The sequence below is a fragment of the Bremerella sp. TYQ1 genome (assembly GCF_020150455.1).
In the GTDB taxonomy this organism is placed as follows: Bacteria; Planctomycetota; Planctomycetia; order Pirellulales; family Pirellulaceae; genus Bremerella; species Bremerella volcania_A.
In genome coordinates this window covers 4,658,684-4,684,054 of the sequence record NZ_CP083740.1, presented here as the reverse complement: position 1 = coordinate 4,684,054, position 25,371 = coordinate 4,658,684, and the positions used below count along the sequence as shown (strand labels likewise).

At 55.9% G+C, this 25,371-nt stretch carries 22 protein-coding genes; 13 read left to right on the top strand and 9 right to left on the bottom strand.

From position 1 onward, the window contains the following. Positions 1-366 precede the first annotated feature (366 nt). Entirely contained in the window at positions 367-960 is a 594-nt protein-coding gene (locus LA756_RS18965; RefSeq protein WP_224436301.1) for a hypothetical protein, read from the bottom strand. 153 nt (positions 961-1,113) lie between these two features. Further along, on the bottom strand, positions 1,114-3,879 hold the full coding sequence (locus LA756_RS18960; protein ID WP_224436300.1) for a hypothetical protein: 2,766 nt from the start codon (positions 3,877-3,879) through the stop codon (positions 1,114-1,116). Between the two features lie 253 nt (positions 3,880-4,132). On the opposite strand from LA756_RS18960, the gene LA756_RS18955 reads away from it, so the two are divergent. Then, positions 4,133-4,447: a transcriptional regulator gene (locus LA756_RS18955; RefSeq protein ID WP_224436299.1), complete on the top strand. Its 315-nt coding sequence runs from the start codon at positions 4,133-4,135 to the stop codon at positions 4,445-4,447. A gap of 90 nt (positions 4,448-4,537) precedes the next feature. Here the strand turns inward: LA756_RS18955 and LA756_RS18950 are convergent, their stop codons facing one another. Together LA756_RS18950 and LA756_RS18945 are read right to left on the bottom strand one after the other, a co-directional pair. Beyond that, complete coding sequence (locus LA756_RS18950; protein ID WP_224436298.1) at positions 4,538-4,966, bottom strand: carboxypeptidase-like regulatory domain-containing protein; 429 nt, start codon at positions 4,964-4,966, stop codon at positions 4,538-4,540. A 69-nt stretch (positions 4,967-5,035) separates the two neighbouring features. Further along, positions 5,036-6,052, bottom strand: coding sequence for a DUF1559 domain-containing protein (locus tag LA756_RS18945; protein WP_224436297.1), 1,017 nt, complete (start codon positions 6,050-6,052; stop codon positions 5,036-5,038). 566 nt (positions 6,053-6,618) lie between these two features. On the opposite strand from LA756_RS18945, the gene LA756_RS18940 reads away from it, so the two are divergent. The 3 genes from LA756_RS18940 (at position 6,619) to asnB (ending at position 9,800) form a co-directional block, all read left to right on the top strand. After that, complete coding sequence (locus LA756_RS18940) at positions 6,619-7,119, top strand: glutathione peroxidase (RefSeq protein ID WP_224440405.1); 501 nt, start codon at positions 6,619-6,621, stop codon at positions 7,117-7,119. Positions 7,120-7,270: 151 nt separating this feature from the next. Next, on the top strand, positions 7,271-7,771 hold the full coding sequence (locus LA756_RS18935) for a MarR family winged helix-turn-helix transcriptional regulator (protein ID WP_224436296.1): 501 nt from the start codon (positions 7,271-7,273) through the stop codon (positions 7,769-7,771). Between the two features lie 112 nt (positions 7,772-7,883). Further along, entirely contained in the window at positions 7,884-9,800 is a 1,917-nt protein-coding gene (gene asnB, locus LA756_RS18930; protein WP_224436295.1) for an asparagine synthase (glutamine-hydrolyzing), read from the top strand. Positions 9,801-9,846: 46 nt separating this feature from the next. Here asnB and LA756_RS18925 read toward each other — a convergent pair whose 3' ends face one another. Then, a complete protein-coding gene (locus tag LA756_RS18925) occupies positions 9,847-12,522 on the bottom strand; it encodes a hypothetical protein (RefSeq protein WP_224436294.1) in 2,676 nt (891 codons plus the stop codon). Positions 12,523-12,717: 195 nt separating this feature from the next. Continuing rightward, complete coding sequence (locus LA756_RS18920; RefSeq protein ID WP_224436293.1) at positions 12,718-13,383, bottom strand: RsmD family RNA methyltransferase; 666 nt, start codon at positions 13,381-13,383, stop codon at positions 12,718-12,720. 94 nt (positions 13,384-13,477) lie between these two features. Here LA756_RS18920 and LA756_RS18915 point away from each other — a divergent pair, with 94 nt between their 5' ends. The 6 genes from LA756_RS18915 to LA756_RS18890 all read left to right on the top strand — a co-directional run bounded on the left by LA756_RS18915 (position 13,478) and on the right by LA756_RS18890 (position 18,406). Continuing rightward, positions 13,478-13,696 carry a hypothetical protein gene (locus tag LA756_RS18915; protein WP_224436292.1) on the top strand — a complete coding sequence of 73 codons (219 nt, stop codon included), beginning with the start codon at positions 13,478-13,480 and terminating at the stop codon, positions 13,694-13,696. Between the two features lie 81 nt (positions 13,697-13,777). Continuing rightward, complete coding sequence (locus tag LA756_RS18910; RefSeq protein WP_224436291.1) at positions 13,778-14,359, top strand: hypothetical protein; 582 nt, start codon at positions 13,778-13,780, stop codon at positions 14,357-14,359. Between the two features lie 342 nt (positions 14,360-14,701). Next, complete coding sequence (locus tag LA756_RS18905) at positions 14,702-15,208, top strand: TadE/TadG family type IV pilus assembly protein (RefSeq protein WP_224436290.1); 507 nt, start codon at positions 14,702-14,704, stop codon at positions 15,206-15,208. A gap of 104 nt (positions 15,209-15,312) precedes the next feature. After that, positions 15,313-15,792, top strand: a complete 480-nt coding sequence (locus LA756_RS18900) for a TadE family protein (RefSeq protein ID WP_224436289.1) — start codon at positions 15,313-15,315, stop codon at positions 15,790-15,792. Positions 15,793-15,884: 92 nt separating this feature from the next. Then, the gene (locus LA756_RS18895) at positions 15,885-17,759 is read left to right on the top strand and encodes a vWA domain-containing protein (RefSeq protein WP_224436288.1); all 1,875 of its coding nucleotides are present in this window, start codon (positions 15,885-15,887) and stop codon (positions 17,757-17,759) included. A 161-nt stretch (positions 17,760-17,920) separates the two neighbouring features. Further along, complete coding sequence (locus tag LA756_RS18890; protein WP_224436287.1) at positions 17,921-18,406, top strand: hypothetical protein; 486 nt, start codon at positions 17,921-17,923, stop codon at positions 18,404-18,406. Positions 18,407-18,476: 70 nt separating this feature from the next. Here LA756_RS18890 and LA756_RS18885 read toward each other — a convergent pair whose 3' ends face one another. Both LA756_RS18885 and LA756_RS18880 read right to left on the bottom strand, forming a co-directional pair. Continuing rightward, a complete protein-coding gene (locus LA756_RS18885) occupies positions 18,477-19,466 on the bottom strand; it encodes an endonuclease/exonuclease/phosphatase family protein (RefSeq protein ID WP_224436286.1) in 990 nt (329 codons plus the stop codon). A gap of 222 nt (positions 19,467-19,688) precedes the next feature. Continuing rightward, complete coding sequence (locus LA756_RS18880) at positions 19,689-20,177, bottom strand: HEAT repeat domain-containing protein (RefSeq protein WP_224436285.1); 489 nt, start codon at positions 20,175-20,177, stop codon at positions 19,689-19,691. A 195-nt stretch (positions 20,178-20,372) separates the two neighbouring features. Between LA756_RS18880 and LA756_RS18875 the strand changes: the two genes are divergently transcribed. Together LA756_RS18875 and LA756_RS18870 are read left to right on the top strand one after the other, a co-directional pair. Beyond that, positions 20,373-21,128: a sensor histidine kinase gene (locus LA756_RS18875; RefSeq protein WP_224436284.1), complete on the top strand. Its 756-nt coding sequence runs from the start codon at positions 20,373-20,375 to the stop codon at positions 21,126-21,128. Positions 21,129-21,209: 81 nt separating this feature from the next. Next, positions 21,210-22,283, top strand: a complete 1,074-nt coding sequence (locus LA756_RS18870) for a PP2C family protein-serine/threonine phosphatase (RefSeq protein ID WP_224436283.1) — start codon at positions 21,210-21,212, stop codon at positions 22,281-22,283. An 8-nt stretch (positions 22,284-22,291) separates the two neighbouring features. Here the strand turns inward: LA756_RS18870 and LA756_RS18865 are convergent, their stop codons facing one another. After that, the gene (locus LA756_RS18865; RefSeq protein ID WP_224436282.1) at positions 22,292-24,367 is read right to left on the bottom strand and encodes a spermidine synthase; all 2,076 of its coding nucleotides are present in this window, start codon (positions 24,365-24,367) and stop codon (positions 22,292-22,294) included. A 535-nt stretch (positions 24,368-24,902) separates the two neighbouring features. On the opposite strand from LA756_RS18865, the gene LA756_RS18860 reads away from it, so the two are divergent. Next, positions 24,903-25,334 (top strand): nuclear transport factor 2 family protein, encoded by a 432-nt coding sequence (locus tag LA756_RS18860; protein WP_224436281.1) that lies wholly within the window; start codon positions 24,903-24,905, stop codon positions 25,332-25,334. The last annotated feature ends 37 nt before the right edge of the window (positions 25,335-25,371 follow it).

Below are 25,371 nucleotides of genomic sequence, written 5' to 3'. Positions count from 1 at the left end.
TATCAGGTAATCGGCTTCTAAAACGTCAGCCCCAAAGGGGCGACCGTTAATAGCCAGGGGCGACAGCCCCTGGTACCAAGCTCTATCATTCTAAGCCCCAACGGGGCGTCCGGCACCACGGTTCAATCCCACAAATATCTCTCGTCATACTCAACACCATGTCGATCAAGAAACATCAACAGCTCATCTTGAAAAGAGCGAGAGCGATGATGCGCTGCGTCGCGTGCGGTCCCCTTGTCTTTGCAAGATTCGGGTGCCATGCCTTCGTCTTCGTAGGCATGCTTTCGGGCATCATGGCATGTCGTCGAAGACGAGGGCAACGCACCTAGGCTAACGATCCTTAAACCTGCGTCCGCACAGCGGAACCTACGAAATTCTTACGATGTCGGTCCATTGTTGTTTTTGTTCGACGAGGACTTGGCCGAGAGGGTTGTCTTCGTCGGCACAGCAGACCAGGCCGATCAAGTAACCGTTGGCTTGATAATCGAAACGTCCGGCGACCGCTGTCCACGGGGTGCCTTCGCCATGTTGGCCAGGCAAGTTGGCTTGGGTGAAAAACCGTTGGCTGAAACCGCGGGTACTCATCTGCCCTGGCCAACGATACACGTCAGGCCGATGGGCACGGACGACCGCCATCATTTGTGGCAGGAAGCTTTCCATCAGCCCGCGGAGCGTTTCTTCGCTCAGCACATCGTGCCCACGACCGGCCGGGGCGACGACGATTGCCACGATGCGAACCGGCACGTTGTACACTCGGACCTCGGGTCCCATCAACGATTTTGGACCAGACGGAAGCATCGGGTCGATCGCGATTTCAACGGGGGCAACCTCTGGCGGTTCGTCCTTCTTGGGCAACACATACAGATAAACGACGACCCCAACAACGATCAGTCCTATCACCAGCCCAACGAGCAGCGGAGAAGGAATCGGCAGGGCATCGAGTAACGCGAGCAGAATCACAGACAGGTCTCAAGGAAGAATCGCAAAGGAAGACGACTTGATGGTAGCGAATCGTGAATAGGCATCGCAACCGTGGCAATGGTTTTCCATGAAATGACCAGACACGCCCATCAAACATCTGGGTGCCATGGGGGAGTGTTTCCGAGGAAGAACCTACGGCTGATAGGTTTGGAATCGATCGCCTGCTTCGGCTTCGAATCCGGGAGCGATCTCGGGGCCGCGGGCCGCTTCGTAGATCGAGACGGTAACGTCGTCGAGATAGACCTGACCGACGTCGTTCAGCTCGACAGTCAGATTCATCGTGTCTGAGTCTCCGGTGGCTCGGATCAAGCTGAACTCGGTCCACTCGGTCGCTTCGGTCATGTGAATCCCAAGCTCGCGACCACCCAGCGTATCGTGGATGACGACGCCGCCTGACTCGGGAGATAGATTCTGCGGAATACGAATCCAGCCGCGGATCAGCACCAAGCGATCAGGCGGCAGTTGTACGGTGGCGCTGCGAACGGCAATTGGGGCCTGCTCCGGCCGCGCGTACAAGCCGTTGGTATCGGGCGCCACGCGAAGCGAAACGGAATAGTTCCCGCCGTGTGGCTGTTGGGGCGAGAACTCGACCGCCGAATCGAACCCAGGCTGCGGCGAACGGACTTGGATCCAACCGCTGGAAAGGACCAACGTCGGGTCTTCCAAATCGCCGGCCGGAAGAATGTTGGTTCCGGGGCGAAGGTAATTCAAGTTGCCTTGCAACCGCGAAGCGAACGGTACCAGGTCGTACGAAATAAGTGTCGGGTTGGTCAGCGGGAACTGATACTGCGAAGCCCACTGAGCCCATTGCTGCCGCTGCACAGTCGCCACTTTCCGCTCTGCTTCGGTCACGCGGCGGTAGGCTTCCTGCAGGTTGTACTCTTCAAACATCGTCCGAGCCTGGCGAATGTCGGCCCAAGCGGAATCGATATTGCGGCGAATGGCTGGAGACTCGGTCGGCGATTCGAGGGCACTTTGCACGCGGCGAGCCAATTCGAACTCTTGGCTGACCGATTCCATCCGCAAACGAACGATCTCGACGCGATGCTGCTCACTCCGGCGACGCATGTCACGAATGACCCGAGGGTCTTGGGTTAGGACAATCAGGGAAACGTGCTCGCTCGAATCGAGTTCGATCTGCATGTCGCCCAAGCCGCGACGATGATTGACTTGATGAATGCCGCTGTCGCCGATCCGCCACGCTTCAGCCGCCATCGGTACGCCCCGCACGCGAATTCGGGCCGGATATTCGGGCAGCGGATTGACGACGAATTGATCGTCCGGGTTAGTTCGCACAGCAATCAGCAAGATGGCGGTTTCGGTGGCCAGCATCGAAACGTGAATGCGAGGATCGCTCGAAACGGCGCCTTCGCGCGGGCTGCCTTGGGCGACCCACGGGTAGATCAGTTCCATGCGGCGATTGATGATATCGAGCGAATTGCGTCGTGCTTGATCGACGGGATGCTCTCCGTTGAGCGGCGAATGACTTTCAAACACAATCCCGCGCACACCATTGGCAACCGACAGGAAAGCGGCTTTCTCTAGCTGGTATCCCTGGAAGCCCATCGGCACGTTCGACTCTTGGGCCAAGTAGGAAACCTGACGCTGCGTGGCCGGGCTGAACTGCGTGGGGATCATGGCCCAACGCGTCACGCTGGGCGAAGCGAACAGCCCCCAAGACTGCGTCCACTGAGCGTAGTCGGAAAGGGACTGCGACGTGCCAAGAGGTGGGCGGCGTGTCGCGATGATCTCGCTGTGCTGACTGAAATCGTGGACGCGATTCGGTGCGATGGCCAAAACCGGTCGCGGCTTTTCTCCATCGAGCAGTCGCAAGTCGGAGGCGCGGATAGCGAAGTCGGAGAAACCATCTTCACCTTCGGTGACCGGCAATTCCCACGCAAGGACCGCCGATTGATCGGCCGGGCTGCGCGACTGCGGCGGCGAACTGACGCTCCACATGTTGTAGCGCAACAGTTCTTGCTGCAGCTGCGGCGAAGGTGCCTGACTGGTGCGAATGGCGGTGAAGCCAAGTCCACGCAAAAGGGAAAGAGGTTCGCCATTGTAATCGATGATACGAGGTACCGCAGGGTGATCATTTAGTTCAATCACTTGCCCATTGGAGGCGGACTGCGAACGAGGAGGAGCCAATTGCACGTTCGCTCCTGTTGTACCGGAAGTTGCCGGAGCACCCCGCATGCCGCGCAGTCCTCCTTGGGTGTTAGCTCCTGGTGTGCTGGCTCGCTGCGTGGTTGTGGGTGTTGCGGAAGCGACATTCAGTAAACCGCTTCCTTCCAAGTCGTCGATCTGCACACGGACGAGCCCTGGCGCGGAGTAAAGGTTCAACATGATCATGTCGACGTACGCTTCGCGCGGGTCGAACTGCGGACCGTGCTCGCTACGCAATGCCGAGACTTGCTGCTGGACTTTCTGATCGATCCCACGAATGCCGATTTGTACCCACGTGTCGGGCTGGTCGGATCGATCGCCGAGCACGCGCGACGTGACCGGTTGCCCGGTGCGGGGATCTCGGCTGCGGGGAAAGACAATCCGCGCCGCGATCTGCAGGCCGGCCATGTTCGACTTCACCCATGCCGAGTACTGCAAGTCTGGAATGACACGGGCCGGGGTGACCGCGTGGCCATAGTAAGCGTAAGAGCCTTGCCCGTAACGTAGGGCGATCAGTTCGCTGCTGGCCCCTAAGTGAGAGTCGCCGGCCAAACGTTTATGTTCCAGTCGGCTGACAGGTGCGTCGGCATCCATCGGCTGCCAGGTAACAACCGCCGTTTCGAAGTCTTCGATGACCTCGGCCCAAGCGCAGCACGGCAGCGCCATGATGCCCAACAGCAACATGGCCCTTACAATCAGAAAAAACGTAGGTCGATGCCGAGGCGTTTTCACGCCGGATGTTTCCTTCGCACAACACGATGTTTCATTGGTCGTAAGTCGTGCTTGTACCTAGATTTAGAATCCACTTCCAGATCAATCACGTGGCGAAAATACCACATGTCGGAGTGATGCCACTTTTTCCGAGATTGCGGAAGTTGTTTGCCACAAGCCACTTACGACCTTTAGACTGAATGCATGCACGTTCGTGGCACGAGGGCTGCAAATAATCGTGTCAGAAGCGAACAACCCAATTCGGAGAATCAACATGAGCCAAGCCAACCAACGAGTCGACGATCAAGCTGCTGCCCAGGAAGAACTGCCGAAGGACTTGGTCGAGCTGGCTATCATGATTGCCAAGTTGCCAGAAGAGCACCGTCAGGAACTGGAACCTGCGGTGAACAAGGTGATCGAAAACAGCCGCCGACGTCGCCGCATTTATACGCTGGTTCAAGAAGCACTCAGCCAGCTGCGGTTGGACATGAAGTACTTGATGTTCGATCTGGAAGCGACGCGTCGCGAACGCGATCAATACAAAGCAGATGCCAACGGCGGCAGCGACGAAAACCACGGCGATATCTAAACCACGGTTTCTTTCGTCACCGATAACCACCTAACGCGTGGCAATGCAGACCCCGGCGGGAGCAATGCGTTGCCACGCGTTTTTAATGGTCTATTTGGAAGACAACTCGAAGTCGGCAACGTTGCTGCCTTTTTCGGTGACGGTGAACTCGAGTTCAGTCCGCGCGTTGTACCGAGCCGGAACGGTCTCGCGGACGGCAGGGATCGGTTTCCCGTCCATGGTTTCGGTGGGACCTTGTGCGGTGGTGATCTGCACACGGTTGGGTCCAATCCGAGCCCCTTTCTGGTCGCCGGTATAGTTCAGCTCGTAGTGTCCTTGCTCGTCGGTCATGGCGCCCGAAGGACGTCCTGTGCCGGAAACGAATAAGACGGTCGCGTTGGGGAGCGGTTGACCATCCATGGTCACCGTGCCGGAAACCCGAACCACCTCGGGATCTCCAGCCGACCCACAACCGGCCAATCCAACGGCCAACGTACAAAGCGTGAACAACAACATTCCATCACGATAGGCGAAGCGCATAGCATCCTCTTCATCTGACTTGGGAAAAAGTAGAAGGAAACGTCTCGATCCAACGGACATGCCGAGCGATTAAAGCCCGCTGAGCACTAAGCCGTCGCTGATCGAAAACAGACGCTGATAGACGCCGTAGTTCGCTCCGTTGTTGTTCTTGTCGTAAGGATTGCTGGCGTTCCAACCGGTCGCGGTGTGCTGAATCGTTTCGGTAAGGAAACGAACCGAACCATCGGTGAAGCAAAATTGAGCTCCGCCGGGATGCATACTGCCGGCCGTACGATGCGGCTGCGGGTTACCTTCCGGCTGCGTCCAATTCATCGCCCACTGTCCATGCACCAACACCGCATTGGTCGCCCCTTGGGCATAGTCGACAATGTCCTTCCCGCAGTAGATGCGCGATCGATTCCGCTTGTTGTTGTCCATCGCCCAGCGTGTTTCGGCCAGGATGACGGTGTTGGTCGTTCCATCGGTGACGTCGCGGATGCCGGCGATGAAGCCGCGATTGGTTCGGCCAAACACACCATTGAAACGATCGCGGTTGGCGTTCTGCCCGACGCGATGATTCGAGTAACCGTCGTACGAAGAACCAGCCCCTTGGTAACTGCTGGTCGCCGAATCGGTGATGGCCCCATCAGTCTGCTGATCAGGCTTGGTGTCGGAAGGACAAGCGAAGATATCCAGCGGCGTCTGGCAAACGGCTCGGTTGTTACTGTTGGTACTGTCGCCGGCAGGGAAACGTGGATCGAACCGATCGAACTGGTTGCCTTGCTCGATGAACTCTAAGAGTCCCGTGGCCCAGCCGAAACCGGTTCCCCCTTTTTCGCTGTTCACATCGCCATCGAAATGTCCCTGATACTGATGGCCGATCGGGAAGTTGTTGTGGATATCGTGATAGTTATGCAGTGCGAGTCCAAGGTTCTTCAGGTTGTTGCTGCAACTCATCCGGCGAGCCGCTTCGCGAGCTTGTTGCACGGCAGGTAATAAAAGCGCGATCAGCACACCGATAATCGCGATGACGACAAGCAGTTCCACCAACGTGAAACCGGACTGCCTCTGGGATCCATGTCGAGAAAAATTCAACGATAGGCGCATGGGAGATCTCCAGTAATAAGAAGAAAGGATTTGCCACGAAGGCGAGAAAAGGAAGTCGTTTAGTGGCTGATCACAAGCTGCCCCTGAGACCATGACGAGGAAAAATAAACGGCCACAATCGCGACTTTAGTACTCACGAATACCGCCCTACAGAGCTAATGTCAAACTCCATGCTAGGCAGAAACAATGTTTTGCGCCTTTTTTCCATTCTTTTAACTTCCATGCGTAAAGCATCGAAATTTGGCTTCGAATTCTTCGACAAACTAGGCATTTTGGACCTTTTGCACGATCTTGGCGCTTCTCGTTCCACAGACGATCGGCTTGGGATCCTAAGGGAGACCAGAGAGCTCGGATGTCGCTTGCCGAGAGGACGAAGAGCAGGGGGGCGGCAAGAGAATTGTTTCTTTCGCGCCGGGGCCTCGGTACACTAGACCATTGGCTGTTGAAACAGAAATTGTTTCCCGGTCCTGCCTGAAGAAATCATTTCCCCCTACCTACGTGAGGAGTATCTCATGAAGTCGGTTCTTTCCGTCTTTGCTTCGCTGGCGTTGTTGGCTGCGTTTTCGATGACTGCCGTGGCAGCTGATGACGTTTTGAAAGGCGAAGTCAAATCGCTCGAAGGCGAAAAAGTCGATCTGTCCAAGTACAAAGGCAAAGTGCTGTTGATCGTGAACGTCGCGAGCAAGTGTGGTAAGACACCGCAGTACGAACCGCTGCAAGCGTTGTACGAAAAGTATGGCGACAAGGGCTTCGCTGTGTTGGGCTTCCCTTGCAATCAGTTCGGCAAGCAGGAACCAGGCTCGGCCGAAGAGATCCGTGAGTTCTGCACCGATCGCTACGACGTGACATTCCCAATGTTCGAGAAGATCGAAGTCAACGGCGACGACACGGCTCCGCTGTACACCAAGCTGAAGAGCTTCGAAGCCGACCCCGGCGACGTGAAGTGGAACTTCGAGAAGTTCCTGATCGGCAAAGATGGTGAAGTGGTCGCTCGCTTCCGCACCCGCGTCGAACCTGACGACGCGATGGTGGTCCAGTCGATTGAATCGGAACTGAAGAAGAAGTAGTAGTCGAAATTCCACTCGGCAACGAAGTACCCATGAAAAGCCGCTGGCGCAAGTCGGCGGCTTTTTTTCATTGCGGCCCACAGCGGCCCAGATTGTGATAATAATAGGGACGTTCCCCCGCTTCGTTCTCCCCGCTGGAAGGCCGTACGTTTTGCCTGAATCGACTCTTCAAAAGCAATTGAAAAAGGACCAGCCGTTCGAGTCACTCGAACTGGAGACCTTTCTCAACTTGCTGCGCACGCACAACATGATCGCGGCCGCTCCTGGTCGCCTGATGAAGCGGCACAGCTTGTCCAGCGCTCAGTACAACATCCTGAAAATCCTCGACTCGCATCATGGGGAAGGGCTGCCGTGCTTAGAGATCGTGCAGCAGATGGTGACCAGGGTTCCCGATATTACTCGGTTAGTCGATCGCCTGGCCGATGCCCAGTTGGTGGAACGTAACCGCAGCGAAAGCGACCGTCGCGTGGTGATGATCACCATTACCCCCAAAGGTCGCGAATTGGTTGAAACGATCCGCGAACCACTGCTCGACATCCATAAGCAAAATCTGGGGCACATGACCGAAGAAGAGCTCTCGCAGCTGAATCAACTGCTGGTGAAAGCTCGTATCCGAGCAGAAGCCGCCCCCTTGAGCGACGGCTCGGAATGAGCCCGTTTCCTACGTAGGGCCCGCAGGTCGTAAATCGGGAGCCAGGCGTTCGACATGCGATACGCAGGCCCGACCATCCACCAACCGGAACAAGCAACAACGACTTAAAACGATGTGTGGAATAGCTGGGGCATTTTGGACCGATCCGCAGCACGAAGTGAGCGAGGAAGTACTTCGGCGGATGACCGATTCGCTGGCACATCGTGGGCCGGACGATTCGGGGATCTTCCATCGTTTTCCGCACGCACATGGTCCATACGGCACGGTGCCTGGCATTGGCTTGGGGCACCGCCGACTATCGATCATCGACCTCTCTGGCGGGCATCAACCGCTGGCCAATGAAGACCAAACCGTGTGGACGGCGTTCAACGGCGAGATCTTCAATTTCCAGTCACTGCGTGCTCGGCTGGAAGGGGCAGGGCACACCTTTCAAACGCACTGCGATACCGAAGTCATCGTGCACCTCTTTGAAGATGAAGGGGTCGACGCGTTCTCGCACTTCAACGGTATGTTTGCCATCGCACTGTGGGACCAGCGGCATCGACGGATTGTGCTCGCGCGAGATCGCCTCGGGCAAAAGCCGCTGTACTACTGCGTGCACGACGATCGATTGCTCTTCGCCAGCGAACTGAAAGCGATTCTGCAAGTCCCTGGTGTTTCGCGGGAAGTCGACCCTGGAGCGATCGATGCGTATCTGACCTATCAATATGTGCCGCATCCGCGAACGATTTTCAAAGGCATCCGCAAACTGCCGCCGGGATGTTACCTGACGTTCGACGGAAAGAAGCTGGAAGTCGCCAGTTATTGGAACCCTGACTTCAGCCGAGAAACGGCGATCAGCTTGGACGATGCCAAAAGCGAACTGATCCGGCTGTTCACCGACTCGGTCAAATTGCGGCTGCAATCGGACGTTCCGCTGGGAGCATTCCTTTCCGGCGGGATCGATTCGTCGTTGGTGGTCGCAACGATGAAACAACTGACCGATCAACCGGTAAAGACGTTTTCGATTGGCTTCCCCCAAAAGGAATACGACGAAACTAGCTATGCCAAGCAAGTGGCCGAGCACCTGGGGACCGAACATCACGAGTTTCAAGTCACCCCTGACGCGCTGGAGATGCTGCCGAAGCTGATCTATCACTACGACGAACCGTTCGCAGATAGCTCCGCGATACCGACGTGGTACGTTTCGCAGATGACCCGCGAACATGTCACCGTGGCTCTCAGCGGCGACGGCGGCGACGAACTGTTTGCCGGGTACGATCGTTACCGAGCCGTGCGTCTCGCCGCGATGGTCGACTGGTTGGGTCCTATCGGCCGCGTCGGTTCCAAGTTGGGAATGAAGTTTTTGCCGGCTGGCGGACCGCAAAAATCGAAGCTGCGACGCGCGCGACGATTCGCCGAAGCGATTGCCATGTCGCCGGGGCGGCGTTATCTCGACTGGATCAGCATCTTCAACGAAACGCGTCGCGGGGAACTGTACGCCGACGAGTTCGTGGAACGTTTGCCCGATACCGATCCTTACGCGTTCCTCTATTCCGCGTGGAAGCGAGTCGGCAAACGAGACGTGCTGACCGCCGCTTCTCTAGCCGATCTGACAACCTATTTGCCGTGCGATTTGAACACCAAAGTCGACATCGCCTCGATGGCTCATGCCCTTGAGTGTCGTCAGCCGTTCTTAGATTATCGCCTGGCCGAGTTCGCCATTGGCTTGCCATCCAAATGGAAGTGGCGGCTAGGTCGCGGCAAGTTTCTGCTCAAACATGCCTTCGGCGATAAGCTGCCAGATGTGATCTGGAAGCGGAAGAAGATGGGCTTCGGTGTCCCGCTCGATTCCTGGTTCCGCGGCGATTTGAAAGAGCTTCTGCACGATACGCTGACCAGTGAAACGGCCATGAGTCGCGGCTACTTCCGGCAAGATACCGTCGAAACGCTTCTGCGAGAACATACCGAAAACCAATTCGATCACAGTGCCCGGCTGTGGGCTCTGCTGGTGCTCGAGTTATGGCATCGCGAATGGGTCGACCGTTAAGTGACGCAACATGGTGCCGGAATGGCTCGTTCGCCTTTGGTGATGCCTAACGGGTCGACTTCTGTGGTTCGTCGGCGACGCGGAACAGTTTTCGTTCCTGCATCGGAACACTCTTGGGTCCGAGCGAAACGGCCAACCAACCTTCGTGCAGAGCAAGTTGGTTCACTTTGAACTGGGCCAGGCGAGGATCGCTTTTGGCGCCTTCAGGGAAGAGCGGAATCTCGTGCTTCTTGGAAAGCACTTTCAGGAAGACCGCTCGCAGCGCGATTTGATCGCGGAAGCCGAGTCGCTTGCCACGCAGAAAGACGGTACTATCGCGAATCAGTTTGGCGTCGTAATCGACACTCGTCGGACTGTACAACGCCGACACTTCGAGATCTTCCCAGTGGTTGTCATCGACTTTCAGCGAATCGATCCGCAACGTCAGCTGGGCCTGACCATCTTTGAATTCGACGCGGATCGGGTCATCTTCTGAGAAAGTAAACGCGACTTCCGCCGGCAGGTCTTCGTCGACATCGCCACTAACCGCGGGGAAGCGGGTACCGATTTCTCGCATGAACTCTTTCGGCGTCAACTCACGACCACCCAAGCGAAGCTGGCGGATCATGTTGTTCAGGCCAGACTGATGCAACTGAGCGTTCAACACGCTGTCGATCGGACTGCTTGGACGAGGCGTGTGTGCGGCCAACTGCTTCGGCCCTGCTCCTCGAAAACGTCCCGAGATACTACGACTGCTGGTGTTCAAATCGACCACCGATGGCTGCAGACCAATACGTACCAACGGCTCGACAACGTCGACATACAGTTTGTCTTGCCACTGCTGCACTTTCGCGTTCAGCTGGTCGTTCAGTTCACGTTCTGCTTTGCTGCGAACTTTCCGTTCGACTTCCGCTTCGGCGGCATATTTCTTTTCTTCGGTCTGCCCGCGAGCGACGCTACGAACGAGCGAACCGATCAGCGGGATGCCATCGTAGTCGCTTTCCAGATCGTCGACACTAGTCGTCGCATCGGCACGTGCAACGGCAGGGGAAACCCAAAAGCCTTTCGAGTTCACCACCACTTGTTTCGCAGCATGATAACGCGAACGGCCGCGGTTGAAGATTTTCACGGGACCGCTGTGGCTGGTCGTTTGGCTATCGACGTTACCGACAACCTCCAACTGAACACGCCACTGCTGATTATCTGGCACCGGTCGTACATGCAAGCGTGTCACGCTACGGCTGCGGCCAAGCACGCGTGCCCCGAGGATAAAGTCGTCGACAGGCTCTTCATCCGGCTGAAGCTCTGGCATGAAGGCTTGCATGAACTGCTGCGTGACTTCGAACCGCGAGTTCGCGTTGCGGTACGTATGATCGATCAAATCACCAAACTCGATGATGGATGGTTCAGCATGATGCTGCAGCAGGCTGGCTTCCAGTGCGATCTGCTTCGCATCGGACGCCGATTGATTCGATTCGTATCGTTCGACCGCGGCGAGCGTCTTTTCTGGATTGAAGTTGATGCCGAGCCATGGGCGTAGCGAATTGGCCAGGTTCACGAAAGGCGCTTGGGCGAGAAGCTGCTGCTGCGATTCGTCAAACTGATCTCCTTCCAGCCGAGAAAGAACCTGGCTGGCGACCTCTTGCATTCGCTGGGGCGAAGGGTTGCTTTCCATGGCCTGATGCAAATGCTTGAAACGGAGGTAATCGCTCCAACTGAGCAGTTGCCCACCGTCCCGCAAGATAGCTTCCGATGCTTCCAAATGCTGACGCAAGTTGCCAAGCGTTGTGGGGGAAGCACTCAGTTCGGCATCGCTTTGAATGATCGTATGCGCGGCGTTCCATAGGTCGATACGACGCAGCAGCGCATAGTAAGTTTGCGTGACGTCGGTACGTTCCCAGCCGTAGTCGAGACTGTCGACCAGGGGAATTGCATCGCTGGTCAATTCCGCAAGTCGACGCAGATGCGGCGTGGCGGCATCGGTGCCGATCGTCGACTCTTCGCGGAGCTTTTGCAGGACGTTACGCAAATCGGACGACCATGTCTTGGTCTCGGCGTATTCATCCAAACGCTTCAGCATCGCGTCGAGGTGGGGCGTCTTCGGCCAGCGAAATACGACCGGACGTGCCGTGTCGACTTGCGGCAAGACCTTGGGTGGTTCAAGCGACGGGATCGCGTCGGCGGCACTTTCAGGCTCGTCGGTAATGCGATACAGATTGTCGCGGTTTCGCGTGTCTGGCTTGTAGGTGACCAGTGGCATTCGTTCCAGCGGTGGCAGCTGACTGTCAATCGGCAGCTGAATCGTGGGATCGCGCCATGGGCTGACTTCCACGACCGGCAGCGACGGAACTGCTTGCGGAGCACTGAGCGTCTCGACAGGCTGCTGCAGCGGCTGCGTGATGTCGTTCGGATCAGGCTCGGCAGGAGCTTCGACAGGCAGGAGCATCTCGCGAATCTTTTCAACAGCTTTGGGAAGCTGCTGATGTAGATAGCGAAGATCTGGCAGGCCGCCGCCGCGCGATTCCGATTTGTCGGCGACCGGCTGCGCGGTTTCCTGGGTCGGCACCGGCTGAAGTGGTTGGTACTGCCGTTGAACGGGAGGTTCGAGTGGCAATGTCGATGGGTCGTCGAATGCCGACCGCACGCCTTGCTCGGGAGGCGCAGCCCAAAGGGAAGCAGCCTGGGCAAGCATTGCCAGGGGAGCAAGTACCAACCAAACGGTGATTTGTCGCTTGGTTTCCATCCGCCTTGTGATCGTCACGCTCAAGAAACTACGCCGGGGGTCAGGAGGGCTGCATTTCCGCAATAAGCCGTCTCTCCCCTACATCGGTCATAACCGGGGCGGAACTGAAACGTTCGCCAATAATGATGCATTGCTAGCGGTCTAGAAGCGCAGCGGCGCCACAAGAGTGGGGGGATCGCTCAGCAAAATCGGTCGCTAATCTTCGACCGCTTCGTCCTCGTCGCGAAGCAAGCGATAGATACCAACATGAGCCGGAGCGTAGACACGCACGTCCCAGTTTTCTGCGTCGGGAAGATTCGCCGCGTCGAACTGGTCGTCGAACTCGACAATCAGAATGCTTTCATCCGGGGCAGCATCCAGCAACATGTTGATCTGCTTTTCCATCTCTTCCCACCGCGAGACGAAAAACTCGTACGGCGGGCAGATGAACACCACCCAGGGGGTTTGCGGAACGTTCTCGAGTTCCTTCTTCACCCACATGAACGAATTGTTGGCGTAGATCGAGACCTGATCGACGACTTCCAACGCCTCGGCATTGGTGCGGATCAGTTTCGAGGTCGGCACGTGCCGCTCGATCAGGTGGGCCTGGGTGGCACCGCGGCTGATCGCTTCCAAGCCTAGCGCGCCTGTCCCCGCAAACAGATCGATAGCGACTTTCTCTTTGATCGAAGGGCCGATCAAGTTGAAGACTGCCTCGCGAACGCGTTCTTTCATCGGCCGAGTCCGGATATCGCCGGAGTATTCGATCTTCTTGTTCTTCAGCTGCCCACCAATAATCCGCATAGGGGCATCGACGCCTGCTTGGGGTTGCGCGGCAGGACGACGAGCGGGTTTCTTTTTGGCGGGGCGACGTTTGGCCATGAAAGTCCGATGAATCGGGGGAAAGACGCGAATGAAAGAAGTGTTTATAGTAGCATGGTCCTTCCACTTGCGCACCCCCACCTGAGCTTCTGGGATGAATGACGAGCAACGTGCCGCGATCGAGCGTTGGCGAAAACGACAGATCTACTGCGTTGCCGCGGGCAATCTCGCGGCGATCATGTTCCTGATGGGCATCGCCCTGGGAAGCCGAATCTTGCTGGGAATCGGGGCGGTCGTGTTCCTGGGTTGCCTGGGCGGCATCTTCGTGGGGGGCTTTTTCGCTTCGCAGGCAGCCAAATCGTCTTCGTCGTAGATGCTTGCATACGATCTCGTTACGCGCCAGAATGCATGCAGCCAAACGTTGAAGGTCTTCTTTTCTCAGGGCGGTTCTCCCATGTTGCGACTGGTAACTTGTCTTTCGTTGTTGACGCTGATGCTCGGCTGTGTCGAGCCGATCGAAGACACTCCGATCGAACCGAACAATCCCCCGGCTGAAACCACTCCAGCAAATAACCGGCCCAGCGAAACAGAACCGGCGCCTTCCCCGACGGAAGAAATGCCAGCCGAGCAGCCCGCCGAAGAACCTCCCCAGACGGAAGAGCCCAAGAGCAGCGAACCGAAGAAGGGGCTCATTCACCAAACGACCGATGAAGTCGTCGATGCCAAAGAGTGGCTTCAAAAGCCTGGCATTGAAGCTCGCGACGGTAAGATCGAAGGGGTCGATCCCTTCAGCCAAGCCGCCTCGGGGTATTTCACTCTCGCGGCGAAAGCGAGCACGCTTGGTCTGCAGCAGCAGATTCAGCACTACAAAGCACTCAACGGAAAGAACCCCAGCTACGACGAGTTCATGAAGATGATGCGTGATAATCGCATCGAGTTTGCCAAGCTGCGGTGGTACGAAATTTATGGTTATCACGAAGATACCGGCAACATCGTCGTGCTGATCGACACCGTGGCCAAAGAAGAAGGGCCCTAGTCGACAGACTTCGCGTGAGCCCTGGGTGGTGCCGCTTTTGACAACGGAACCGCTCAGGATGAGTGACCACTCGTTGAGAAGTCCGCTTCTTTCCTTCTCTATTATTCGCATCGCATACCGAGCCTGGTCGGTGCTGCATACCTCCTCTTTCGAGGCGTGCATTTCGCTTTGCACAAAAGCGGGAAAATTCTTTCGGCGTCTGCTCGATTCGTGAACTAGGTTTTCAATAGCAACTCATCCTTGCTCTCTTATGCATTGAATAAGACGCGGGATTCGTTGCGATGGAACCTAATCTGATTCACTATTCCGCGGTGATTCCGCACCCTAGAAGAGGCCCTCGCCATGTGGCGAAAGCGTCGCAATTCGCGCCAGGTATCAATCTTTTCGCACAACCGAAACGGGAAGCGAACCGGCGCTACGATTGTGGAAACAGCTCTCGTGATGCCGGTTTTTTTCATGTTCGTCTTCGCGATCATCGAGTTTGGCCATGCCACGATGATCAACAACGTGCTGAAGAACGCCACGCGCACCGCGGCTCGCTGGGGCTCGGCAACGGGGGCAACGACCCAGGAAGTGGAACAGTATGCCAGGGACCGCATGGGTGGCGCTGTCGATCCGTCGATGGTCACCGTTCTGATTAAAGATGCCAGTCAGTTCGACGATGGAGGCGACGCGCCCACATCGTCGGAAGACTTTCAAAATATGCCGGACATCGAGCTTTCCGATGCCGAACCGCGACAGCTTTTTATGGTTCGTGCTTCGATTCCGTACGGCAATGTATCGCTGATTCCGCAGCCATGGCTCAAGAACGTACTGCTCAGCGGCGAGACTTTTACTCGTCACGAATAAGCGACCTGATTTCGCTTGGCTGCCCTCGGGCAGAGCATGACGCGAGCGTTGGCAACTTACGCACCTCGGTGTGCTTTATAAAATCCTTTTCCCAATACAGTGCTATGAACCTCTTTCGACGACGCACGCGGAACGACCGACGTGGTAGTGCCACGGTGGAATTCGCCGTGATCGCTCCGGTTTTCCTGACGCTCATTCTGGGAATGTTGGAAGCGAGCCGCATGTTTGAAACATACGGTCAGCTGGCCCAAGTGGCTCGCGATGGGGCTCGCCTGGGAGCGATGGATCGCGCCGACTGGGTTGCCAACGGAATCGACTCGAACGACAAAATTATCTCGGACATCCGCAACAGCTTAGAAGCTTCCGGCTACGACCCGGAGAAGCTGCAAATCTATATCGAACCGGCTGGCCAGCCGGGGGAAACGTTTAACTTGGACGATCCCGCAAACGACCTCGACTTATTTCAGGTCCGTATCGCAGTGCCTGTATCACAGGTAGCAGCGATGCCGGTACCGAGCGAATTGGACTACGATCTTTCGACCGCCGTAACGTTCCGCAATACGAAGTCGACGATCGTACAGTAGCCCGATTCTTTCTTTTCCAAGTTTTCCCTTAACGTTCCAGGGCGACGGTTCGCCGTCGGCACTCCCCCGCAGGATCAGAGAGAAGTAGAACCATGGCCAGCACTCGCAATTCATCCCCTCATGTCCTTCAGCCTCGACGCGGTGTTTTCATCGTGCTGGCGGCTTTTGTCATGATCGTTCTGTTCGCTTTCCTTTCGCTCGGTCTCGACTCGGGGCTCATCGCGATGGAGCAAACGCGACTGCAAAACGCCGTCGACGCGGCTGCGTTGGCAGCTTCGCAAGAGATCACTTCGGCGGTGCAAAACGCCAGCGACGGAGGCGACCCGAACTCGATTTCGTTGGCGCATGCCAAAGAGATGGCCGTTGATGTGGCCAATCGAAACGGTGTGTACGTGAACCCTGATCGCGATGTGATCTTCGGCAAGCGAACCTACAACGAAGGAACCGGTAAGTGGGACATTACCTGGAACGAAGGGCCGTTCAACGTTGTCAAAGTGGAAGCCCACCGCGACCAGCCTGACATGAGTGCTCGCGATAGCAAATTGCCGTTAGCCTTCGGCTGGGCCGTTGGCACGCCAACGATTGACTTGAAAGCGGAAGCGATTGCGTTTGTTGAAGCTCGTGACATGGTCGTCGTGCTCGACTTCTCTGGCTCGATGAACGACGACAGCCGCTACAGCTCGATCAATCGACTCGGCCAAGATGCGATCGAAGCGAACATGGTCGACATCTTCAATTCCATGAACCCCAATGTGGGCGACCTTTCGTTTGATCAAGAGTATCTGACGATTGTGGGTGAACCGCCATCGCGCGGTAGTGAACCACAAATTGAAGTGACCTTCAAGGATCGCGAGATCTACGTTGAATCGACTAAGGACCTTTCCAATGTCGTGCTCGAATTCGACAACGGCCACCACTATAAATATGACGGTCTGTCAGGCCGAAGTCACACGTTCCGGGGAACTGGAAGCTACAACGGTCGAAAGATTGTCGGCTGCTGGGTGAAGTCGGGACGAAACGCTAGTGGTGATGGACCAGGCTACGGCGAACGTTTCCGGGACACCAACGAAGCCGTTAAAGAAGCATTTGGTTTAGACAAAGTCAGCTATCCTTATCGCCGCGGAAGCTGGGACGAGTACATCAACTATTGCCGGAACAACGTCGCCAGCAACAGTGGCAACCGACAGAAGTACGGCAAGCAGAACTTCGTCGACTACGTGCTGTCCAACCGTTATCACAACTATGAAACGGAAGACTTGTGGAAAGCTCCGCATTATCCGTTCCACGCGGTGAAGAATGGTTTCTCGCTGTTCCTCGACTTCCTGGAAGATCTCGACTTCGGCGATGAAGTCGGTATCGTCTCGTACGACGAATCGTCGCGTGTCGAGCATACGCTGAACGACGGCAACGCCTACGCCAGTTTGAACGGTAACTTGATTTCAGACGATTACGATTCGCTCGATACCATTCAGCGTCATAAGCAAGCCGGCCATTACGGAAGCTACACGGCGATTGGCTTTGGTGTGGAAGAAGCGAACGAACTGCTGATCGATCATGCTCGTCACGGGGCTCGCCCGACAATCGTGCTGATGACCGACGGGAACGCCAACCGCTACAAAAGTGGCTGGAGCCTGCCGCGTGACTGGGACTGGGACGACTACACCGACTACGACGGTGACGGGCGAGCCGATTACTCGACCAACGACCGCTCGAAGCAGTACGCCATTTGGGAAGCAGTCGAAGCCCACAAACGGGGCGTGACCATCCATACGATGAGTGTGGGTGCCAATGCTGACCGCAGCGTGATGACTGCCATCGCTAATGCGTGCGGAGGCATTCACATCAGCGTGCCTGGCGGATCGACCATTGCCGAGTTGGAATCGCAGATGCTGTCGGCATTCCAGCAAATTGCTGCCAAAGTCCCACCACCGCAGTTGGTGTATGACTTGAGTCAGGCCCAAGAGTAAATCATCGCGAGACACCACGACGTGTCCTGCAAGGTGGTTGTCGCCAAGGTTCTTCCTTGCGGCAACCACCTTGTGTTATTTCTTGTCGGCGCGATTGTCCGTTAAGATGAAAGGGACCGATCTCGAACCCTTTTCAGCCCCGATCAAGAGAAGCAGCACGTATGTCTCCCACGGACGACTCGATCCCTATCCAGCACAGCGAGAACTTCCCAGTCAAACCACCGGTCAGTTGGGTGATGTTTTCTCGTTGGCCAGAGGATGGCGACCATTGGATACATCCGGACGATCGCCATAAAGCCGAAGGCCTCATTCCCAGCGACTTCATCTTTCGACGCGAAGTCACCGACGACGACTGGTACCTGATCAGCTACGGCGACGTTCATATGAAGACGCGACCGGTAATGGTCGAAGAACTTCCCGAGCCGAAGTTCAAAATGGGTGAAATCGTCGAACTGGCCCATCAGTTTGATGTCGACAAAATGACCACCGCGACGATCTATGCGGTACGGTGGAGCGACTACCACCAAGAGCCGAACTACTACGTCACTCGCGGCAATCTAAAGAGCCAGAATGCTTACCTGGCTAAAGACTTGAAGCCCTTCGAACCACCGCAGGGCTTCCACGCGATGCACGAATACGAACCGTAAGAATTTCGTGCCTCTTGGGTGGTCCCGGTTCTCAAACAGGGTCCACCCGTTTCGATTTGATCGATCTCACCTATCGAGCCGTTGCCCCTGGGGCGGCGGCCAATGGTCCGGCGCCAGCTTCGGTCACACTGAACGTCGCCCAAACCGGCAAGTGATCGGAGACGTCCAATGCTTGCTCTTCGGTCAGCTTGAACGCGGCCATTAAATCGAGCACGCCAGCCTGGCCGGTGAACTCGGTCGTACGACGTTGATCGAAGACGATGTTGTCGTAGCTCTTTGTCTTCCGCGTGTTTGTCGGCGTGCCTTGGACGGTGGCGACGATCCCAGGAATTTGACCGAGCATGCCCATCTTCGTGTAGTCGACGTTCAAGTCACCTAGCAGAATCACATCGTCTTCGTTCGGATTCGCCTGTCGAACGACTTCAAACACTTCCGCCAAAGCGTCCAGTTCCTCGTCCGTTTCATCCGGATCGGTATGGATGTTGATCAGCGTAAAAGTAAACGGCTGCACGCCTGGTATGGTGCGGACATAGAACGACGCGACATGCGGCTCGCGATGCAGCAAGTCGTGCGGATCGTTGATCGTGAAATCGCTCTTCTCGACGAAGCCGATCTTCTCGGTGTTGTACAGAAAGACATACTGCTCGGTGCTGCTGGTACGTCCCAGTCGTGGTCCCACAAGTGAAGCCCACTTCGAGCCGTCGGCGTTGATCATCTCGAGCCAACGTGGAATGACGTCCTGCTCTTTGCTGCGAAGCTCTTGCACGGCGACAACATCAAACGATTTGACCACCTGGGTCAGCGTCTGCATGACATCCGGCTTGCCCATCTTCGATTGGCCAAAGACTTGAATGTTGAAACTCGCAACGCGAATCGAACTTCCTGGCTGCAGATCGCCTGGCTGAAAATTACCCGGCAGTGCAGCCCCAGGCTGAGCGGTCGACGTGGCCTGTGTCTGCGGACTTTCCGGCAGCTGTTCGAGGACTTGCTCGACATTACAGCCGGTAGCAGCAAAGAGACCTACCAGAAACGCCAGCGATGAAAATAGGAATGCACGCACGAGAAGCCTCCTTGCCATGTGCGGTATCGATTCGCGACAAGCACCGAACCATCCTTAGTCCGGGCCTGGGTATTGAGCGGGGCAACCTTAGCGAAACGTGTGCCCCACTTCCAGGTCAGTCGCTGGCAAGAAAGCAGAAAAGAGCTACCAACGCCCAAGAAACTGCTGATCACCGTGATAGCAGACCAAATTACACATGGATCAAACCAACGTGTGAAAGCTTCAGGAAAGCTTTGCCAAAGCCTTCGATGCCAGCCGAGCCGTGCGAGGGTTATCGCTTTGCGATGCTTTTTCGAGCGTGCTCTTGGTTTCTGCATCGGCCGATCCGATCTGCCCGATTGCCCAGATCGCACGATTCCGAACTTCCTCTGGCGTTGCCGATTGATCAATCAGTTTGGCCAGTGGCTTCGCTGCGGATATTGCATCCGCTTCCAAACGCCCGATCAATGTCACCGCCCAATAGGCAGTCATCTCGTTGCTATTGGAAAGTTCGAGCAGTGCTTCGAGTTCTTCCGCGGCCGGAGGACCGAGTTCTTCCAATGCGGCCTGGCTCCACTCGCGAACTTGCTCGTCGGCGTCGCCACAGCATCGGCAAAGCGGCACGACGGCGGGCTTCGCAATATCCGGATCTTTGGCACAAGCCTCTGCAGCTTGGCGGCGTTCCTCAGAATTCAAGGCCGTGAGGGCTTGGATTGCCTGCGAAGCTTCCATACATTTCTTCCTTTAGATGAGCTGAGATGGACTTAAGGGCAGATAAGGTTCATAAAGTTAGGAATTAGACAAATTCGCGCTGCCACGACCACCCACCTGGGGTAGAATACTTATTGAAGGGGCACTCGGTCTCTCTTACGAGGGATCCAAGTATCAGCGAAACCAACCGCAGCGCGCGGAGTTAAGTAGCCAACTATGAGTTCCCACTCCCTCGAACATTCGACACCATCCGCCGACGATTCGGAAGAGCCCGTCGTATCCGACGCCGTCGAGAACGAGGCTTCCAAGCTACCACCCCCCAGCGGCCAAGCCCAGGCCGATTTGTGGCGATACATCGACCATCTGGAGCATTGGCGACAGTCAATTGGATTTGAAATCCACGATGGTTTAACGCAGCAAATTACCGCCGCGCTGTTGTTTCTCGAATCTTACGAGAGCGAAAAGCCAGATAAGACGTCGCTCGAGCGATGCCGGGCCATTCTCGAAGAAGCACTTGCCGAGTCGCGCAGACTGATCCAAGGCCTGAATCCAAAGAAGCTGGACGAAGAAGGGATGGAGGCCGCTCTGCGTGACTTCCTCTCGTTACCGTCTCTTTCCATAGCTTCGGTCGAGCTTGATATCGCGGATGAACTGCCCGGACTTGCCCCTTGGCAGCGTTCGAGTTTGTTTCGCTTTGTTCAAGAGTCCATCACCAACGCCAGAAAGCATAGTGAAGCGACCGAGATTCGCGTTTCGCTTCACCCGCACGGCAATCGGCTCGTCGCCAAGGTGCAAGATAACGGCGTCGGCTTCGACTTAGAGTCAATCGAATTCGCCGGGCACGGACTGCAAGGGCTCAAGCAGAAGGCGGAACTTCTCGAAGCAGAGCTTTCGATCCACAGCACGCCAGGGGAGGGGACGACGCTCGAACTTTCGGTCCCCACAAAGCCGACGAACATTAAGAAACCGTGAAGCGCATTGCCGCCTGTCGAGTGATACTCAACAATCCTAAATAACTGGCCAGTCTCCAGAGTGGATTGTAACGGCACCAACATGGCATTCACCTTTGTTCTGGGTCTCGCCGCCCTATTCCAAGTGGTCGCAGTGCTTCTCGCACTTCGGCTGAACACGATATACCGTCGTCGGTATGCGTGGCTCTTCATTTCCGGAGCCGGCATCTTGATGACGCTGTGGATCGGGGCTGGACTATTCGAGACAATTCAAGATCCGCCGGGCCAAGTCGTCTGGGAACCGACACTCTGGGTTCAAACCTTGGCGACGCTTCTTACTGCGATTCTCTTCTTCTCTGGAATCGCCACTATCGAACCGTTGTTCAAAGAGAACGAAGCGGCGAGGGCTCTGCTGGCCACCGAAAACGCCATGCTCAATCGCGAAGTGCAGCATAGCCGCGAAGAGATGCAGCTCGCGCAGCGCGTTCAAGCGAACTTGCTCCCCAAACATGCGCCAGACTTTCCAGGACTCGACATTGCGTTTCTTTCACGTCCTGCCGAGTGGACTAGTGGCGATTACTTTGACTTCGTCCAGATCGATGAAGATACCCTGATTGTGACGGTCGCCGATGTGTGCGGCCATGGTCTTGGCCCCGCACTTTTGATGACGACATCGCGTTCGTACTTTCGTGGTATCGCACGGACACGAAAGGAGTGCCAGCCGATCGTTAACACGTGGAACCACGCCATTGCCGAAGACATCGAAGCCGGCGACTTCATGACCGCATTGGTCGTCCGACTCGACTTGGCACAAAAACGGATCGAGTATCTCGGCGCCGGTCAAAACGGCTTGCTTATTCAACCCGATGGATCGCACGAAGAACTAGAGCGCAGCGGGCCACCGCTGGGCGTGCTGGATGATTTTCAATATCCCGGTCCGCAAGCGTTGCCGCTTGAATCGGGACAAATCTTGGTGCTATGCACCGACGGTATTCACGAGACGATGGGGCATGATGAAACGCAATTCGGCACGCAGCGAATTGCCGATCTCATTTCCCAACACCGCGATCGCAATGCGGCGGAACTGGTCGAGAAGCTGGCCGCCGAAGTCCGTTCCTTTGCCGCCGATCCTCGCCCGCAGGATGATTTAACCGCGGTAGTCATCAAAATCAAATAACACGCGGTCTACTTCAACACTTCCAGCAAGTTGCTGAAGTTATCGGTCCACGGCTTGGCATAAACCATGTGCGGTCCCAGCTTCGTCGTGGCCGTCTGCATCGTATCGTCTGCGAGGAACTGCCGATTCTTCGAGGCGATAATCCACTGCGAGCCTGTCTGCTGCGTCGCCGCATCGGGTTCGGTCGTAATGTAGAGCGCCGGCAGATCGAACTCTTCGCACGTTCCCAAAACGACCGGCCGCAAATCCAAGTGTTTGTTGCTGACATGAATGGCCAGCACCCCATCTTCGGTCAAATGCCGCTGATAAATCTGGAACGCCTCGCGAGTCAAAAGATGAGTCGGAATGGCGTCGCCACTGAACGCATCGAGCACCAGCACATCGAAACGTTGTTCTGGCTCACGTTCAAGCGATAAGCGAGCATCTCCCAACACCAAGTCGTAGTCTGCTTCGCAGTCTGCGAGAAACGTGAAGTGCTCTTCCGCCATCTCGACGACATCGTCGTTGATCTCGTAGAAGCGGAAGTAATCGCCAGGCTTGCCGTAGGTTGCCAGCGTTCCTGCCCCGAGACCGACCACGCCGACACGCTTGCCTTCTGCTTGTGGCAAGCGAGCCATTGTCAGCCCGACGCCCGTGTTGCGTGCGTAATAAGACGTCGGTGTCCGACGTTTCTCGGGAGCCTGATACTGAAAGCCATGCATGATTCGGCCGTGATACATGGCCAAGATCGGATCCCCATTTTCTGTCGGCACTTCGCCGATACTCAACACGCCATAAAAGTTGCGTTGCGATTCCAAGTAGTCGGATCGGAAGCCGCGGAGTTGTCCGGACAGGGTAGCCAATACGGCGAAGAACATCAGGCTCATCGACCAAAGCGGGATCGAACCGAAATGCTTTTCGATAGCTCGCAAGCTGACAAACAACGCCAATCCCAAAGCCACGATCAAGCTTAACGGCATTTCGTAATACTGCGAAAAGATCAGTGGACAGCCGAGCGAGACAAACATGCCTCCCAACGCACCACCGCCAGAAATCATCAGATAGAACAGCGTCAGATGTTTCGGCGCTGGCTTCAAACGAACCAGTTCGCCATGGCAAATCATGCAGACAAAGAACATCGCGCCAAAGTAGGACACCGCCACCCAGGCAATATCCAGCATTCCACCGAACAGTTCCAGCACGCTGATCAACACGATACTGCCGATCGCCATCCAGCCGATCCAACTGCGGCGATACCAACCTTCGCCATCAAAGCAGAAGATAAACGTCAGTAGGTACAAGCTTAACGGAACGACCCACAGGAACGGCACGACGGCCATGTCTTGGCAAACGTGGTTGGTTGTCGCCAACAGCATCACGCACGCAAATGCCGGCAGGACCAGCCACGCCGCGAGTGTCCGCCAACTTGGCATCGAACTTTCGTCGGCTTCGGTTTTAGGTTCGTCATTTACCTCGGCTGCGACCGAGGAACGCTGGTTACGAACAATCGCCACGGCAATCGGAATGAGCAGCAATGCGAAACCAGCATAGCCAAAACTCCAGGCGACCGACTGCGTCGGCAACGTCCAGTTGGGTTCGACGACAAAGGGATACGTCAAAAGAGCGGCCAGCGAGCCGATGTTCGACAATGCGTACAGTCGGTAGGGAATCTTCCCTGGAGCAAGCTCACTGAACCAATGCTGCAGCAATGGACCATTCGCGGCGAGCAGGAAATAAGGAAGCCCCAAATGCGAAACCAACAGCAGCAAGATATAGCCCGGCGGCCAAACGTCGGCGGACGGCTTCCAGTTTTCGCCTGGGGCGATCGGCATCAGCAGCAGTGCCGCGACCATCAGTCCGGCGTGAATGACTCCTTGCCATCGACGTGGACAACACGTTGCTAGCAGATGGGCGTACAAGTAGCCTGCAAACAGCACCACTTGAAAGAACAGCATGCAGGTCGTCCAAACGGTAGGACTTCCGCCAAACCAGGGAAGAATGGTCTTGCTGATCAGGGGCTGCACCTGAAACAGCAGAAATGCACTCCACAAAATGGCCAAAGGCAGTATCCACCCTTGAATCAGCTGGTTTTTGTAGTTCGACACGAAAGAAGTTCCTGCGGAGGGAACGTGACTCGTAAAAGGTGCTGGCCCGGAATCCCGGCGCGCAAAACGGCGTGCAAGCATAGGTCACGAAAAAGGCATCTTTGCGCCTATTAATACCTTCCCCACAGGAAGCGTGGTCAAAATCCTGTTAATGCAAGATTAGATCCCACTAACCGATGCGCAACGGAATTTCCCAGAATTCTTTCTGTTTTAATCGCTCTAAGCCGAATGATTGTTCTTGGAGATCCAGAGAACATTCCATTAGAATCCTACGTATAGCCTTATCCTTTTCTGCTAGTCTTCTGCTCGTGGGTTGTGCCTCGATTACGCGAGTAGAAACGGTTCCTTAGGGAGTATGTTTCGGCCAGATGCCTCGGCGATCGAGCTAGTTAGCTGATTCCTGTAAGGTTCACCAAGAGTCTGTTTTGCCTCATGACTCGCGATTGACCTCTTCTCGAATCTAATTATTCCTACTGCTTCTTCTCTGCTGGTAACTCTGCGCCCCTACGTGCTTCTGCATGACAGGGAGATTGTCGTGTATGCAACTGCTTCAGTTGAAGCGGATGTGATGAGCGTGCTGCGCCAGTTCGCAGATGCTTATGCAAGCCGCGACAAGGGAAGACTGCTAGGGCTGTTTTGTTCCGATCGAGACGCCGTGGTCCTGGGAAGTGGATCCGACGAATGCAATGTCGGTGCCGCTGCCATTTGGAGCCAGGTGCGACGAGATTGGGAACAAACTGACACCCTTCGGATGCGTTTTGGGTGGAGAAGTGTTTCGACGATGGGTCAGGTCGCCTGGCTCGCCACGGACTGCTATCTCTACGTTCAAGCCGGATACCGAAAAGCAGAGGTTCCCTTGCGAATTACAGCCGTCATGATCCAGAATCACCACGGTTGGCAAATTGCTCAGCTTCATTATTCTTCGCCCGTTATGGTCGATTCCGAAGCTGATACTTGTTTGGAATAGCAACCTATCTGACTCAATTTATATTTTTTGAAGCCTA

Bases quoted from the DNA above. Each gene is read 5' to 3' on its own strand.
- asnB (WP_224436295.1), top strand. From the start codon at position 7,884: ATGTGTGGAATAGCTGGGGCATTTTGGACCGATCCGCAGCACGAAGTG.
- LA756_RS18875 (WP_224436284.1), top strand. From the start codon at position 20,373: ATGAGTTCCCACTCCCTCGAACATTCGACACCATCCGCCGACGATTCG.
- LA756_RS18890 (WP_224436287.1), top strand. From the start codon at position 17,921: ATGTCTCCCACGGACGACTCGATCCCTATCCAGCACAGCGAGAACTTC.
- LA756_RS18915 (WP_224436292.1), top strand. From the start codon at position 13,478: ATGAATGACGAGCAACGTGCCGCGATCGAGCGTTGGCGAAAACGACAG.
- LA756_RS18900 (WP_224436289.1), top strand. From the start codon at position 15,313: ATGAACCTCTTTCGACGACGCACGCGGAACGACCGACGTGGTAGTGCC.
- LA756_RS18925 (WP_224436294.1), bottom strand. From the start codon at position 12,522: ATGGAAACCAAGCGACAAATCACCGTTTGGTTGGTACTTGCTCCCCTG.
- LA756_RS18880 (WP_224436285.1), bottom strand. From the start codon at position 20,177: ATGGAAGCTTCGCAGGCAATCCAAGCCCTCACGGCCTTGAATTCTGAG.
- LA756_RS18950 (WP_224436298.1), bottom strand. From the start codon at position 4,966: ATGCGCTTCGCCTATCGTGATGGAATGTTGTTGTTCACGCTTTGTACG.
- LA756_RS18945 (WP_224436297.1), bottom strand. From the start codon at position 6,052: ATGCGCCTATCGTTGAATTTTTCTCGACATGGATCCCAGAGGCAGTCC.
- LA756_RS18940 (WP_224440405.1), top strand. From the start codon at position 6,619: ATGACTGCCGTGGCAGCTGATGACGTTTTGAAAGGCGAAGTCAAATCG.
- LA756_RS18955 (WP_224436299.1), top strand. From the start codon at position 4,133: ATGAGCCAAGCCAACCAACGAGTCGACGATCAAGCTGCTGCCCAGGAA.
- LA756_RS18905 (WP_224436290.1), top strand. From the start codon at position 14,702: ATGTGGCGAAAGCGTCGCAATTCGCGCCAGGTATCAATCTTTTCGCAC.
- LA756_RS18895 (WP_224436288.1), top strand. From the start codon at position 15,885: ATGGCCAGCACTCGCAATTCATCCCCTCATGTCCTTCAGCCTCGACGC.
- LA756_RS18910 (WP_224436291.1), top strand. From the start codon at position 13,778: ATGTTGCGACTGGTAACTTGTCTTTCGTTGTTGACGCTGATGCTCGGC.
- LA756_RS18870 (WP_224436283.1), top strand. From the start codon at position 21,210: ATGGCATTCACCTTTGTTCTGGGTCTCGCCGCCCTATTCCAAGTGGTC.
- LA756_RS18920 (WP_224436293.1), bottom strand. From the start codon at position 13,383: ATGGCCAAACGTCGCCCCGCCAAAAAGAAACCCGCTCGTCGTCCTGCC.